The sequence below is a fragment of the Micromonospora fiedleri genome, from assembly GCF_016774385.1.
Lineage (GTDB): Bacteria > Actinomycetota > Actinomycetes > Mycobacteriales > Micromonosporaceae > Micromonospora > Micromonospora gifhornensis.
On record NZ_JAETXL010000011.1, the window covers coordinates 21,554 to 36,181 of the forward strand.

Genomic DNA, 14,628 nt, shown 5'->3' on the forward strand with positions numbered 1-14,628 from the left:
CGGCCCACCTCCTGCCTGCTTGACCGAATCTTGAGTTTCGCGGGTGCCGGGAGGGGTTGACAGCGGGCCGGCGCCGGTCCTATGGCGAACGCCGACGGGGCCGCCGGAGTGTTCCGGCGGCCCCGTCGCAGCAGGTGATCAGTGGATGACGACAGGTGCCTTCGGCTGGTCGCCGGGCTGGTCGTCGAGCAGGTGGGACCGCTCGCGCCGCCGGGGCAGGAACGCCGCCGGGATGAGCGTCAACACGACGAGCGCGAACGCCACCCAGAAGGTGGTGGCGAAGGCGTTCGCGGCGAAGTCCAGCCCGCGCTCGATCAGCGACGGCTCGACCGGGAACTGCTGGAGCAGCTCCGGTTGCTGCTGCGACGCGATGGCCAGGCCGGTCTCGGTGACCGGGTTGCCGTTCGGGTCGGTCACGCCCGGGATCGGACGGGAGTTGTTCAACTCGTTGGTGAGGATCACCGACATCACCGCGGCGCCGATGGATCCGCCGATCTGCTGGAGGATGTTCACCAGGGTGGAGCCGCGGGCCACCTCGTGCCCGGTCAACGTCCGCAGCGCCGACGTCATGATCGGCATCATGGTGCCGCCCATGCCCAGGCCCATCACGAACAGCGAGCCGCAGATCAGCACGTACGAGGTGTCCGCGTCGATCTGGGTGAAGGTGGCGAACCCGGCGATGATCAGCAACAGCGCGAACGGCACCGTCCGGCCGACCGGCACCTTGTCGGCGAGCATGCCGGCGATCGGCATGGTCAGCATCGCGCCGATGCCCTGTGGCGCGATCAGCAGACCGGCGGCCAGGGTCGACTCACCCCGGACCTGGAGGAAGTAGCTCGGGAACAGCAGCCCGGCGCCCATGAAGGCGATGATGAACACGAACATCGTCACCGCCGCCACGGTCAGTCGACGGTTGCGGAACAGCCGCAGGTCCAGCAGCGGGTGCCGGGGCCGGAACGAGTAGATGACGAACGCCACCACCAGGGCCGCACCGATCAGCATGGGCAGCCACACCCCGGTGTCGGCGAAGGTGCCGGTCTCGGGCAGCGTCGAGACGCCGTAGAGGAACAGGGCGAGTCCCGGCGAGAGCATCAGCATGCCGAGGAAGTCGAACGACTCCGAGGGCTCGGGGTTGTCCTTCGGCAGGGCCTTCTGCGCGTACACCAGCGCCACCAGGCCGATCGGCAGGTTGATCAGGAAGATCCAGTGCCAGCTCGCCACGTCGATCAGCCAGCCGCCGAGGATCGGGCCGCCGATCGGGCCGAGCAGCATCGGGATGCCGAGCACGGCCATCAACCGGCCGATCCGGTGCGGCCCGGCCGCCCGGGTCATGATCGTCATGCCGAGCGGCATGAGCATTCCGCCGCCGAGGCCCTGCACCACCCGGTACGCGATCAACTCGCCGATGGTGTCGGCGGTGGCGCAGAGCCCGGAGCCGATGGTGAACAGCGCCAGAGCCATCATGTAGAGGCGTTTCGTGCCGAACCGGTCGGCGGCCCACCCGCTGAGCGGGATCACCGTGGCCAGCGCGAGGGTGTAGCCGGTCATCGTCCAGGCGACGCGGGCGTACGAGGCGTCGAACTCGCTCTGGAAGGTCGGCAGAGCGACGCTGACCACCGTCACGTCGAGGATCGACATGATCGCGCCGAGCACGACGACGCCCGCCACCTTGAGAACCGCAGCGTCGAGCTTGTCCGAGGTCGGGACAGGCTGCGACGCCGCGACCGATTGCTGTGTCACGAGGTCTCCTGAATCGAAAGTGCCCGTTGGGCGTCGCTGGCGGCACCAGCCGGCGATGGCGGGCATGACCGTTGGGCGCTAACCCGCAGCGCAGATTAACCCGCACCAGCGACGAAACTCGCGTGGATTAACGGTCAGCAGACCGACACGTAACGTGTTCCTGGTCACGGTGGAAACCGGTCCGGGGGTACGCGGCCGGGCGGTGCCCGTACGACGTCCGCGGCCCGGTGACCGGTTCACCAGGAGTGCGGGGCGTCGCTGTCGACCTGCGGCCGCTCCTTCGGACGGTGTGACCCGGGTTTGCAGCCGGCGAACGGGCCGTTGGGGCTGCGCAGGGCGTCCATTGTCGGCCAGAGGTGGCTCTGATGCCAGGTGGCCGGGTCGGAGCCGCTCGCCTGCGGACCGGTGCGTTCCTGCCAGGCGAGCCAGAGCCCGTGCAGGTAGGCGATCGCCTCCGGGTGTTCCCACCAGCGGGGACACCAGGGCGACGAGGAGCTGACCTCCCCGCCGTAGACCGGCAGCAGCAGGTTCTCCACCCAGTACGACAGCCGGCGCAGCTCCTCCTCGTACTCCGCGGCGTCGAGGTAGAGGATGAAGAAGGGCTTGCCTTCCTCGTCGGTCTCCTCGACGCCCGGACCCACCTGGGTCATGACTGTCCTCCCTGTCGTCCTAGCACCGCAGGGTGCTCTCGTCACCGGGGTCGACGCCGAGGTCGGCGGCGAACCGCTGGTACGCCTCCACGCGGGCCTGCACCTGGGCGGAATTGCCGCCACCGCACTCCAGGGCGCCGTTGATGGTGCGGATGGTCTCGCCGAACCCGCCGCCGCCGGTGATCGCGGAGTGCGCGGTCATCCGGCCCGCGCCGGTCTGGGTCATCCAGAACCACAGCGCGGTCTGCCAGGCGACCGACGGGTCGTCGCGTACCAGGTCCGGCTGGTTGAGCAGGTCCAGGCCGAGCGCGTCACCGGCGGCCTTGTAGTTGGTGTTCCAGCTCAGCTGGATCGGCCCGCGCCCGTGGTACGCGGTCTGCCCGGCCGGGCAGCCGTAGGGCTGGCCAGTGTCGCAGTAGTTGCCCCAGGCGGCCTGGTTGATCTCCTCCACGTGCACCAGGCCACCGGACTCGTGGTTGATGTTGGCCAGGAAGGCGGCCAGCTCCCGCTTGCGGGTCTGCTCGTCGCCGGTGCCGGCGAAGGCGGGGAACTTCGCCATCGCGTCGGTCAGCCCGGCGTAGGTGTAGAAGGAGTTCCGGTTGGGGAACATCGCGGTGAACTGCGCCTCGCTGAGCACCGCCGTCGCGTCGGTGTCGGTGCCGTCCGGTCCGGGCGGTGTGGTGGCGTCGTCGTCGGGCTCCGGTTCCTGGTCCGGCTCCGGAGAGTCGGTGGCGGTGTCCGAGTCGGGTTCCTCGTCGCCGGTGGTGGTGTACTTCGCGAAGAGCCCGCGCACCTGGAACGGGTACGCGCCCAGGGCCAGCACCGGCATACCGCCCTGGGCCTCGACGGTTTCCAGACCGATGTCCCAGGCCATCAGGGTCAGGCTGAGGTGGTCGCCGACCACCTTCTTGTCCGTACGCAACTGCTCGGTCCGTTCGGCCAGGTGGCAGAAGTACCGGGCGTGCGCGTGGATCGAGTCCTCGGCGTCGAGCACGGAGGCCTCACCGCTGTCGTCGTCGTCCTCGCCGAACTCGTCGAACACCTCGGGGGGCAGCTGGGACAGTCCCTTGCGGCCCTGCGGGCCCTCCTTGTCCGCGTCGAAGCCGGAGGCGTAGTCGATCTGCGCCGCGAGGATCACCGGGGTGAGCAGGTCGCACTCCTTGGCGGCGGCCCGAATCGGTGCGACCAGGTCCTCATCCGGCACCTTCGTCGGGTCGAAGGTGCCGCGGCCGTCACCGCCGGACAGTTCGATCAGCGCGTTGAGGCGGGACGTCTGACCGCCGGTGTCCGCCGGATCCGACGAGGCCGAGGTCAGCTGCGAGCCGCCGGCCATGGCGAAGATGACAAGCAGGACGATCAGGGCCAGCAGCGCCAGGACGATCAGCGGGAACAGGCCGACCACCGAGACGACCAGCCAGAGCAGCTGCGAGGCGTCGAGTTTGAAGATCGAGCTGCCGGCCTGCCGGGCCGCCTGGGCCTTGCGCAACGCCATGGCGCTCAGCCGACCTGGCGGGACTCGCGGCGACTCCAGCTCGCCGCGGCACGGTCGGTGATGGCCTGCACCTCGGCCTTGGCCGCCGCGGCGATCGGTCCCGCGTTGGGCTCCCGGAACCAGGGACGCAGCCGGATCAACGCCGGGCGTACGCCGGTGGCCAGCAGCAGGGCGGTGCCCTTGGGCAGGGCGCGGATCTTGTCCGCCGGCAGCACCTGCTCCTGCCGGTAGGACACCGACCGCGACGAGCCGTCCTTGGACCGGGAGTAGCTGGGGGTACGCACGTCGTGCTGGCCGACCAGGCGGGCCACCTTGTCCACGAAGTCGGCGTCGTCGAGCCCGGCGCCGAGCAGCTTGACGGTGGCGGCGCTCCACAGCGCGTCCATGCCCGCCTCGCCCCAGACCCGTACCCCCTGCCGGTAGCTCTGCAGCAGGGTCACCACGCTGATCCCGCGCGAGCCGAGGTGGCTGTAGAGGTCGGGCAGGTCGGAGATGCGGCACACGTTCGCCGCCTCGTCGAGGATGGCGGTCATCGGCGGGTCCAGTCGTCCGCCCATCCGTTCGGCGGCGACCACCCCGGCCCGGATGACGGAGTCGGCCAGCCCGGCGATCACCCCGGCCGCCGAGCCGCCGCCGTCCTTGGAGAGCAGGTAGAGGGTGTCCCGGCCGAGGACGTGCTGCTCCGGGATGAACTGCGGACGGTACGGATCGGGGCTGACCCAGGCCAGGATCTCCGGGTCGAGCAGGCAGGCCACGCACTGCCGGGCGGTCTCGTAGATGCCGTCGCGGGTCTCGACGGCGCCGCGTACGGTGCCCTGCAACTGGTCGGCCATGGCGGTCATGCCGACGTCGCGCAGCAGGTCGACCGGGGTACGGTCGGCCGGGTCGGCGAGCCAGGCCAGCAGGTCGTTGACCGTCGCGCCGCTGCGGGACGCGGCGAGGAAGAGCGCGGTCAGCGTGTTCTGCGCCGCGGCGATCCAGAAGTCCTTCTTCGACGAGTCGTCGTTGACGGAGCTGACGAAGTGTCCGGCCAGCCGGCGCGCGCCCTCGATGGTGTCGCAGCCGCTGAGCATGTCCCACCACATGTCGCGCTCGGTGTACGCGATGCCCTGCGGGTCGAAGGTCCACACCCGACCGACCCTGGTCCGCTCCTGCCGGGTGACGGTGAACACGTCGGACTTGTTCGACGTCAGCAGCACCGGCCCGGGTGCCCGCAGCACCCGCGGGATGGCGATGCCGGTGGACTTGCCGGCCCGGGGCGCCATCAGGTCGAGTTCGACGTCCTCGTAGGAGGACCGCAGCTCCGGGCCGGCGGGCATGAGGTCACCGAGCAGGTTGCCGGTGTCGTCGGGGTGCAGCCGGGCGACGTCCTTGAGGCCGGGACGCAGGTCGCGGGCGCGAGCCTCCAGCCCCTTGCCCGTCATGGCGCTGAGCTCGCGGGGGCGGGCCAGGCTGCGGGGTTCACGGCGGCGACGGACGAATCCCCGCACGAGCAGCGCCAGCGGGGCCGCGCCGGCCAGGACCAGCGCGACGGCCCCGCCGTAGACCAGATACGACGGTACGCCGGGCCAGACCTCCCCGGTGGCGCCGCTGACCAGGCGGACGTACACCTGAAGGGTGAACGGCGGCGGCTGCCAGCCGTGCCCGGTGAGCAGGGCGGCGAGGGTGCCGCCGAGCCACAGCGGCCCGAAGACCACCAGGTTGACCAGCGCGAAGCCGGGAATCAGCCACGGCAGCCAGTCGCCGCCGATTCCGTCCTGCCGGCTCATCGTCGCCCCGGTCCGTCGTGCCGCCAGCCGTCCGGTGCGTCGGCGATCAGGTCGCCACCGGTCACCGCGCGGACCGCGGCGGCCCGTTCGGCCAGGAGTCGGTCGGCCTCGCCGTTGGCGATCCAGCGGGTGTTCGTGTCGTGCAGGTGGCGTTCGGTGTCGGTGATCGCGACCCGGATCGGGATGCCCGGACGACCACCGACCTTGATCAGGAACCGGCCCCGGCCGGGCGGCTCCTCGTTGCCGCCGTCCTGCGCCCAGCCCGGCGGCGAGGACCAGGACGACACCAGGTCGATCTCGCGTCGGGACAGCCCCACCACCCGGCCCAGTTCCTCCATCTCGGCCCGGGGCAGGCCGGCGCAGGCCACCATGCCGGCCCGTTCGACGAAGCCCCGGGCCTTGGCCTTGTCGGCCTCGCTGCCGAGCGCCTCGGCGTCCTTGAGGGTGTGGGTGATCTTCGCGTCGGCGAGGCCGAGCGACCGGTTGAGCCGGGTCAGCGCGTCGATGCGGTCGACGATGCCGGAGGCGGCCCGCAACGGACGCCACAGCTCGTCGAGCACGGTGAAGAACCAGCGGCGGGGGGCCAGCCCCGCGTCGGCCAGGGCGTGTGAGGCGGCCACCGTGCCCAGCCCGTCGGACCAGGCGGCGAGCATCGCGGCGGCGGTCAACTGCCCGTCGGCCTCGCCGATGCGGGAGATGTCGATGCAGACGGCGGTGGCGTCCGGGTCGATGCGGGTGGAGGTCTCCGCGGCGAAGGTGTCGCCGAGCGGGCCGTCGAGGATGCCGAGCAACGAGCGGTGCAGGGGATCGACGGCGTCGCGGTAGCGGGACTCCTGGCCCCGGTCGAGGGTGACCTGCCGGACCCGGGGCGGCCCCTCCTCCAGCACCGCGAGCAGTTGCGGCAGCCGGAACGTCCGCCCCTCGGGGGTACGTTCGCGCAGGTGCCGCAGGCAGGCGGAGAGCACCGACTGCTCGTGGTCGCTGATCGGGCCGCCCCGGACGATGGTGAGCAGTGCCGCGACCATGTTGAGGACCCGACCGTGGGTTTCGGCCGCCAGGGCGTTACCCGCCTGTCCCCCGATCTTCGCCGCGGCCGCGCCCATCGCGCCCGGGTCCAGGATGTTCAGTCCACCGACCCCTCGGGCGATGGAAATGACCTGCCCACCGAGGGCGCGGACGGTGTCGGCGTAGTCGGGTTTGAGGTCACCGAGCACCAGCGGCACCACGCCCTGGGCGCTCAGCCCGATCAGCATCCGGTTGATCAGTGTCGACTTGCCGAGGCCGGGCATGCCGAGCATGAACAGCGACGGATTGGAGATGTACCGGGCCCGGGTGAACCAGTTGAGCGGGTCACCGCAGACCGTGGCCCCGGTGTGGATGTGCTGCCCGAGCGGGATCCCGGTCATCGGGGCACCGGAACCGGAGGCGAACGGCCAGAGCCCGCAGGCCTGCACGGTGGTGGCCCGCCACATGGTGGGCGGGTCCACCGCCGCCACCCGACCACCACCGAGGGCGTACGAGCCGCGGTGCGGGACGCTGTCCTCCCGGTTGGCCCGGGCAAGGCGTCGCAGGTAGCGCTGCTCGGCGGCGTCCTGCTGCGCCTGCCGCCGCCGCTGCCGGCGCAGCGACCGCGCCGACACCCTGCCACCCTCGTCGGGTTCCCGGTCCTGGTCCTCGGCCGCCGGCACCACCAGATCGGACATCGCGGTACGGGCCCCGGACGCGCCGCGTGGCCAGCCCGCACCGAGGCGGAACAGGGCGCCGGAGCTCACAGCGCCTCCTTCAACTCGTGCGGGACCATCGTCTGCTCCCAGGGCAGGATGCCGACCGGCAGGGCGCAGGAGAACGCGGCGGCCTGCATCCGGTCGGCCGGACGCATCGCGATCCGGGTGGCACCGAGCAGGTTGCGCATGGTCACCTCCGCGTCGCGGATCTCGGCGACCGAGTCGACGGTGAGCGTCACCAGCATCGAGAACTCGACCAGGCCCGCCCCGGAGGCCTCCTCCGCCGCGGTCTGCTCGGCGGCCTCGATCTCGGAGATCGCCCGGGCCCGGACCAGGCCACGGGTCGAGTTGGCCATGAACTGGGCGGACCGGCGGTCCGACTCGACGATCTTCGCCGAGGTCGCCGGGTCGATCGGCCGGTAGACCAGGGCGACCCGTTTGCGGCGGATGCCCAGCGCGGGGTCCAGCAGGCTGCGCAGCACGCCGGAGCGCACCGTGCCGCGCGGGGCCAGGGTCAGCAGCCAACTGCGGGAGACCCCGGAATCGTGCTGGTAGTGGCTGACCGTCTCGACGGTCGCCGCCGGCCCGGCGTCGGCCCACTCCAGGCCGGTGTGGCCGTACTGGGCGCGTACGTCGAGCACCTCGGCGGCGACGGCCGGGTCGTACGCGACCCGGACGACCTCGGCGATCCGCTCGGCGGACAGCGGTTCCGCCGAGCCGCCGCCGGCCGCGACCAGCCCGCCCAGCACACCCGGTAGGCGCAGCGCCAGATCGGCCACCATCGTGTCGTGGTCCCGTCGGGCGCCACCGGGCGCCGAGTAGGTGAGGGTGAGGAAGGTGTTCATCTCCGACGACGCGGCCGGGTAGCTGGCCACCACCTCCTCCATGACGGCCCGCGCGGCGGGCGGCGCGTCCGGTGAGATGCGACCCAGCACCTCGGTGGCCAGCCGGGTACCGGGATCCGGGGCGGTCTCCACGACCACCGCCGCGCCGCGCAGCCCGGGCTCGTGCGCCAGCCGGGACAGCCACTCGCCCCACAACGCCACCCAGGTGTCGACCTGGTCGGGGTCGACGAGCGACCCACCGTCGGGCTCACAGGCGAGTACGACCGTGTACTGGTTGCGGTGGCGGTGGTAGAGCACCCCGAACGGGCGGTCGTACGGGTCGCGCCCCTCCAGCATGGTCACCCGGCTCAGCAGTCCCGGCGGGCGGAAGCGGCCACCCGGGCGCGCCGACAGCGGTCCGGAGGCGTACAGGTGCCGCCCCAGCGACTTGCGGCGCAGCCAACCGATCCGGACGGCGGCCATGTTGTAGACGTTGCGGCCGTCGGCGGTACGGATCGCCAGCGGCGCCAGCATCAGCGCGAACGGGAGCCCGACCACCAGTGCGGTGTTCAGGGAGACCATGGAGGAGATCAGGACCATCACCAGCCCGCCGAACAGGCCGACGGTGCCGACCAGGCCCAGCGAGCCCAGCCCGGCCTTGCGGGGGCGACGCCAGTTGCCGTACGTCGGTGTCTTCATGGATTCCGCGGTCGTACTCACGATGGTCCTTCTCCTCGTTGCGGCTTCGGTCAGTCCCGGTCCCCGAGGGCACCGCTGGCGATGTCGCTGGCGTGTTTGTGGGTGCTGCGCGCCCCACTAGCGGTCTTCTGCACGGCGCTGGCGCCCTGGCCCACCGTCCAGGCGGCGACGCCGATGGCGCCACCGGCGACGCGTCGCGCCGCCGTCCCGGCGGCGGCCAACCGGCTCCCGGAGCCACCCGAGTCGCCGTCACCGGAACCACCCGAGGCACCGCCACCGCCACCTCCGGCACCGGAGGCACCACCGCCGGAGGAGCCACCACCGGAAGCGCCGCCACCGGAAGCGCCACCGGAAGCGCCGCCTGCGGACGAGCCGCGCGAGCCGCTGCCCGTCGGGGCGCTGTTGCCGCTCGGCGGCCTGGGTTTGCCCGAGATGGCGGAGGCGGCCTGGCCGCCGGCTCCGGCGATCTTCTTGGCGCCGGTCGCGACGGCACCCGCCGCGGCTCCGGCGGCGGCCATCCCCGTACCGCTGCTGTCTCGCGAGCCGAGCGTCGCCATCGCCGGCACGACCAGCCGCATCAGCGCGGGCAGTGCGACGGCGGCCATCAACAGCACGGCGGCACCGGCGAGTTTGTAGTGCTTGGCGTTGTCTCCGGTGGCGCCGATCATCGCCGCACCCGAATACATGATCAGCCCGACCACCGGTTTGAAGGCCAGCCAGGCCACCATCCAGGCGATGTGCTTGCGCCACCAGCCGCCGCCCCACTCGGACATCGAGGCCGCCGCGGCCAGCGGCAACGTGCCCGTGAGCAGCACCATCACGCCGAGCCGGATGTACATCAGGATGACGTGGACGCAGCCGGCGATCAGCAGCAACAGGCCGACGATGATCAGCAGGAAGGCGGTGAGCCCGTCGGTGCCGCAGTTGGCGATCAGCTTGAGCTGGGCCTTGATGCCCTCCTCGTAGAGGTGGTGCGAGTAGGCGTCCGCCTCGCTGGCCAGCCAGTTGGCCACCGTCCACGCGGCACCCACGGTGAGCACCATCCGGACCAGGCCCAACAGCGCCACGGTCAGCGGCTGCCCCTTGCGTTCCAGCGCCACCCGGAAGGCCGCCGCGAGCAGTGAGGCGACCGCGATCGTGACGACCAGCCAGTCGGTCTGCATGTGGATGCTCTCGTTGAGCTGCTGATCGCCGAGCGTGGGAATGTCGCCCAGGTTGGCGAAGAGTTCGACGGCGGCGCCCATGATGGCGGCGGCGATGTCGCTGAGGATGCCGTCGATGCCCCGCTCGAAGAAGCCGACGACCTGCCCGATCGTGCCGATGTAGACGGCGTCACCGGTGGCGCACTCCACGTCACACCTCGTCCCAGAGCACGAACCCGACGAGCGAGACGACGGGGGCGGCGCGGGTGTGCAGGCCGCCCGAGTTCAGGGGCCGCAGCTGCCAGTCGACACCGTTCCAGTCCACCGTGTAGTCGACGGAGGCGTACAGGACGTTGGCCTGCCGGATCAGCACCCGGACGGTGGCCGTACTCGGCGAGTACCGCAGCACCAGGAACCCGGCGAGCGTGTTGACGGTCTGCACCGGCCCGGTCTCGTCCATCGACGCCCGCATCGCGTCGAAGTAGTCCCGCCCCAGGCCCGGGACGAGTTGCTGGTGGCTGACCGTACGCCAGTCGGGCCCGCTCATCTGACGGGAGATGGTGTGCACCGCCATCACCGCCCCCATCGGGGTGTGCGCGAAACACCACAGCAGCGGGCCGGTGGTCTTGCGGGGACCAGCCGAGGCCGAACGCGGCACCCGCGCCCCGTTGAGCGGCCGCCACGAGATGTCGTCGGGTGCCGTGGTCGGGATGCGCTGTGCGGAGTCGTCGGTACGGCAGCCCTGCGGCCTGCTGCCGTCCGGGCCGAGACTGCCGATCACCGGTCCCGGGGTGGCCGCGACGCTGGGGCTGGCGTCCCGGCCGCCGCCGATCGCGGCGACCGTGCCGGTGCAGAGCGCGAGGGCGAGGAACCCGGCCGACATCTGCCAGCGGCGGTGCTGCCAGAACGGCTTCTCCTGATCCGCGTCGTCGTCGGACGTGTATCTGAGTCTCATGGCACCTCTCCCGGTTGGCGATGGCCGCGTGCTCGCTGTGTGGTCGGTCGGTCTAGGTGCCGGACGATCCGGTGCCGAACACCCAGCTGACGATCGGGCCGGCGGTGGCGACCAGGATGCAGCCGCCCAGCACCATGCCGAGCCGGCTCATGTGCTCCGAGCTCTCGCCGCGCTTGTGCGAGATGGCCATCACCGCGCCGGTGATCAGGATCCCCACCACACCGGCCGCCGTGCCGCCCCAGGCGATCAGGCTCAGCACCTGCTGGACCTTCTGGGACAGACCGTCCGGCAGCGTTCCGTTGATCGAGGGCTGCGGGACCGTACCGCCGCCGCCGGCCGGGTCGGGTGCCGCGAGCAGGGTGGTGACCCGTGCCAGGCTGCTGTAGTAGACGTCGGAGAGGGACACTGCGGCTCCTTGAGTTCGGATGTGTTGTCGAGCGGGCTCGGCGGTGCTTCGCCGAGGGGTCAATCAGTGAGGGCGAGCCACCTGACGAACGGCCCGGCGGTGGTCGCGATCAGACATGCCGTGAAGACGAAGGCGATGCTTCTCGTGTACTCGGTCCGCTCCTCCATGGCCCCGCGACGCAGCTGCGCGGCCAGAGTCGCGCCGGTGATCAGCAGGCCGGCCACCGCGGCGGCGCTGACCAGCCACGCCATCAGGTTGAGCAGGTTCGCCACGGACTTGTTCGGGTTCGTGTCCACCGTGTACGCCGTGATCTCCGGCGGCTCGAAGTTGATCGTGTTGATCGGGCTGTCGCACTGGAACTTCCCGGCGTGCACGGCACCCGAGAGCGTGCAGCTGCGGGCGCCGGTGATGTCGACGTTGTCCTTGGTCACCGACTCACCGGCCAGCCCGGTGTGCATCTCGATGTCCATCTTCACGCTGTCGCCCGGCGCGTACGGGGCGCTCATGTCGAAGGTCCCGTGGGTCGAGCCCCGCTTGCCCGTGCAGACCCGGTCACTGCCGCGCGGTTTCTTCATGGTGGTGTCGGTCTTCAGGCAGAGGGTGTAGAGGAAGGCGGCACCGCTGGTGTGGACCTGGAGCGTGTACTCGTCCGCCGCCGCGGCAGACGAGGGCGCCAGCAGGCTCAGCCCCAGCACGGCACCGACGACGACGAGTGCGGTGCGGGCGATCCGGCTCACGACCGCCTCCGCGCCTCGGCACCGGTGGCCAGCACCGTGGCCAGCCGATCCAGTTGCCTCGGCAGCCGCTTCGGTTCCTCGCCCACCCGCAGGGCCGGAATCCACGGCAGCCGGTGCACCGGCGCGATCGACCGCAGCAGCCGGATCCGGCCGAGCAACGGCGCCGGCAGGCGTACGGGCGCATCGGCGATCAACACCACGCCCATCAGTCGCATCCCCGCCGGATGCCGGCCGTCGCGCAGGGCGTGCAGCGCGCGGGAGACCGCCCGCAGCCCCTCCAGGTCGGTGCGGCCGACCACCATGACCCGGGCGGGTTCGGCGAGGGCCGGGTCCGGCCACCGGCAGCCGATGTCGGTACCGCCCAGCAGCCGGCTCAGCGTGGTCGCGCCCGCACCACCGTGCGCGCCGATCCACCCGATGCCCTCCTCGGAGAGGCTGTCCCGCCGCCAGGCCGGGCCATCGTCGTACGCCGGCACGGTCAGCGGTCGCGTCCGCCCCGCTCCCCCGGCCGACACCGCTGGTCGCCGTACCGTCATGGACCCGTTGCCCATCTGCCCCGCCTCCCTTCCTGCTCGCCTTCGGCACCTACCGGATGCCGCTGAGGCACCGGTGACGGCCGCTTAACGGTGCGAGCGGTCGGTCGGTTCAGAACGAGTTCGGAGTTTTTTCCTCGGTCCGCTCGGGGCGTCACCACCAGCGCCGAGGCGCGGGTCGATGCGGCGCGGCGGGCCCGGACCGATTCGGAAAGTCGCCTCATTCGGCGAACCCGGCGGCGTCGCGCCCGTAGAGGACGGTGCATCCACAACCGGGAGGGAGACACATGGTCACACCGCCGTCCCGCCACCAGGAGGCCGCCCGCGGTCTGAGCTCACGACGCCCGACGCGGTCGGGTCCGGCGCCATCGTCCGAGGTGGTCGCGCAAGCCGCGGCACTGACCAGCGTCCGTCATGTCCACACCGACGACAGCTGGGTGGACCAGCCGCAGCTGCGGCAGGCGGACGCGCTCAGCAGCGAGCGTGACCGCGCCTGGGGTCGCGTCAACCAGGCCCGCGGTCTGGCGGCCAAGGAGCATCTCGACCATCGGGCCACCCCGGCCGATCATCCGGCCGCCCCGACCGAATCGCAGGAACGCAACTGGACGGCCGCCGACCACGCCCGTTGGCGACGGCTGGCGCTGGCCGCTGAATCCGGTCCGGGCAACACCACGGCGGCACGGCTGACCAGCGTGCGCGGCGTCAGTGCGAGGAGCCGGCCGGTTGCCCCGCCGGTGCTCGGCGGATCCGGGCGGCGGTATCAGGCGCGGTCCCGCTGAGTACCCGTGCCACAGGTCGGCGCACGCGAACCGGCCCCGGGTGCCGGTGCACCGGCACCCGGGAACCGCTGCTGCCCGCGACCACGACACCGGGCGTACGGTGTCGCGGCCGCACAGTACGTCAGCCTCTGCTGCCGCGTCGTCCCTGACCGCCCTGGCTGTTGCGGCGGGTCAGCTCGGTGAGCCCCGCCTGCGGGTCCTGCTGGTAGCGGTAGCCGCTGCCGGACGGCAGGCTGACCGAGCTGGACCGACCCGTCGTAGGCCGGCCGGCACCGGCATGCGACTGCATCGCGGCGGCACGCTTGCGGTCGGCCTTCTCGTCCACCTTCGAGAAGTACTCGGTAAGCGGTCTCTGCACCTTGGCGGGGAGCCTCGTCCAGTTCTCCAATGCCATGATCTTCTGTCGGTTCGCGATCAGGAACTCGGCGCCACCCACGTCGGGTTCACCGCGGCGCTCGTTGAAACCCTTGATCGCCGCAGCGGTGGCGTTGACCAGGGTCCCGGCGAAGGCGATGTCCGGCCGCCCCTGCACCAGCGACGCGACGGCGGTGACGGTGCCGCCGGTGAAGCTGACCAGATCCGCCGCGATCTCCACCGCAGGCTTGCTGGTCGCGGTCTTGAGCCGGTGGATCTGCTGGGCCGCCAGCCCGGTCTCCGGGTCGACCTGTCCCTGCCGCATCGCGTCGCGGGCGGTCTCGTAGCTGGTGTACGCCGTACCGATGGCGGTCATCAGTCCGCCGACGCCCTGCACGTAATCTCCGGCGCTCTCGGTAGCCGACGAGGCGCCCCGTATGCCGGCACCGACGAGACTGGTGACCGCGCCCACCGTCTGCATCCAGTAGAACGTCTGCTGACCGAACCTGGCCAGCATCGACCCGTTGTCGGCGACGGCGACCACTTCCGCGCCGACCTCCGCCAGGGAGATCGAACTCGACGAGCCGGTCGACCCCATCGACCCGGTCGGCGAGGGCGGCGAGTCGTACAGCTGCTCGCCCTCGTACATCTGCTCGGTCTCGTGGATCGGTTCGAGCGGCTGGCGCTGCATCGGCGCCAGCGGCGTGGTGGCGGACCGGGAGAACCGGGGTCGCGATGGATCGGCGAAGGCCCCCTGCGGTGCCGAGCCGCGGCGACCGCGTGGATCACTCAGGTCGCTGAACTCGTAAGCGGGATCGGACACG

At 71.5% G+C, this 14,628-nt stretch carries 13 protein-coding genes; 1 reads left to right on the forward strand and 12 read right to left on the reverse strand.

What is annotated here, in order from left to right; genetic code table 11:
- Positions 1–138 precede the first annotated feature (138 nt).
- From JMF97_RS26110 to JMF97_RS26160, 11 genes are all read right to left on the reverse strand, one after another.
- A complete protein-coding gene (locus JMF97_RS26110; protein ID WP_203223929.1) occupies positions 139–1,740 on the reverse strand; it encodes a DHA2 family efflux MFS transporter permease subunit in 1,602 nt (533 codons plus the stop codon).
- A gap of 236 nt (positions 1,741–1,976) precedes the next feature.
- The gene (locus JMF97_RS26115) at positions 1,977–2,390 is read right to left on the reverse strand and encodes a DUF4913 domain-containing protein (RefSeq protein WP_203223930.1); all 414 of its coding nucleotides are present in this window, start codon (positions 2,388–2,390) and stop codon (positions 1,977–1,979) included.
- 19 nt (positions 2,391–2,409) lie between these two features.
- Positions 2,410–3,882 (reverse strand): glycoside hydrolase family 19 protein, encoded by a 1,473-nt coding sequence (locus tag JMF97_RS26120; protein WP_203223931.1) that lies wholly within the window; start codon positions 3,880–3,882, stop codon positions 2,410–2,412.
- Between the two features lie 5 nt (positions 3,883–3,887).
- Positions 3,888–5,651, reverse strand: a complete 1,764-nt coding sequence (locus tag JMF97_RS26125; protein WP_203223932.1) for a type IV secretory system conjugative DNA transfer family protein — start codon at positions 5,649–5,651, stop codon at positions 3,888–3,890.
- Positions 5,648–7,423, reverse strand: a complete 1,776-nt coding sequence (locus JMF97_RS26130; protein ID WP_203223933.1) for a putative type IV secretion/conjugal transfer ATPase — start codon at positions 7,421–7,423, stop codon at positions 5,648–5,650. The genes JMF97_RS26125 and JMF97_RS26130 overlap by 4 nt, the downstream gene beginning before the upstream one ends.
- Positions 7,420–8,919, reverse strand: coding sequence for an SCO6880 family protein (locus tag JMF97_RS26135; RefSeq protein WP_203223934.1), 1,500 nt, complete (start codon positions 8,917–8,919; stop codon positions 7,420–7,422). Before JMF97_RS26135 ends, JMF97_RS26130 begins: the two co-directional genes overlap by 4 nt.
- A gap of 29 nt (positions 8,920–8,948) precedes the next feature.
- On the reverse strand, positions 8,949–10,250 hold the full coding sequence (locus JMF97_RS26140; protein WP_203223935.1) for a hypothetical protein: 1,302 nt from the start codon (positions 10,248–10,250) through the stop codon (positions 8,949–8,951).
- A 1-nt stretch (position 10,251) separates the two neighbouring features.
- Positions 10,252–10,995: a DUF8175 domain-containg protein gene (locus tag JMF97_RS26145; RefSeq protein ID WP_126711968.1), complete on the reverse strand. Its 744-nt coding sequence runs from the start codon at positions 10,993–10,995 to the stop codon at positions 10,252–10,254.
- Between the two features lie 52 nt (positions 10,996–11,047).
- Complete coding sequence (locus JMF97_RS26150; protein WP_203223936.1) at positions 11,048–11,401, reverse strand: hypothetical protein; 354 nt, start codon at positions 11,399–11,401, stop codon at positions 11,048–11,050.
- A gap of 59 nt (positions 11,402–11,460) precedes the next feature.
- Entirely contained in the window at positions 11,461–12,138 is a 678-nt protein-coding gene (locus tag JMF97_RS26155) for a hypothetical protein (RefSeq protein ID WP_203223937.1), read from the reverse strand.
- Positions 12,135–12,689 carry a protein kinase family protein gene (locus tag JMF97_RS26160; RefSeq protein WP_203223938.1) on the reverse strand — a complete coding sequence of 185 codons (555 nt, stop codon included), beginning with the start codon at positions 12,687–12,689 and terminating at the stop codon, positions 12,135–12,137. The genes JMF97_RS26155 and JMF97_RS26160 overlap by 4 nt, the downstream gene beginning before the upstream one ends.
- A gap of 359 nt (positions 12,690–13,048) precedes the next feature.
- On the opposite strand from JMF97_RS26160, the gene JMF97_RS26165 reads away from it, so the two are divergent.
- Complete coding sequence (locus JMF97_RS26165; protein WP_203223939.1) at positions 13,049–13,450, forward strand: hypothetical protein; 402 nt, start codon at positions 13,049–13,051, stop codon at positions 13,448–13,450.
- A gap of 121 nt (positions 13,451–13,571) precedes the next feature.
- Here JMF97_RS26165 and JMF97_RS26170 read toward each other — a convergent pair whose 3' ends face one another.
- Positions 13,572–14,627: a hypothetical protein gene (locus JMF97_RS26170; protein WP_203223940.1), complete on the reverse strand. Its 1,056-nt coding sequence runs from the start codon at positions 14,625–14,627 to the stop codon at positions 13,572–13,574.
- Position 14,628 lies beyond the last annotated feature (1 nt).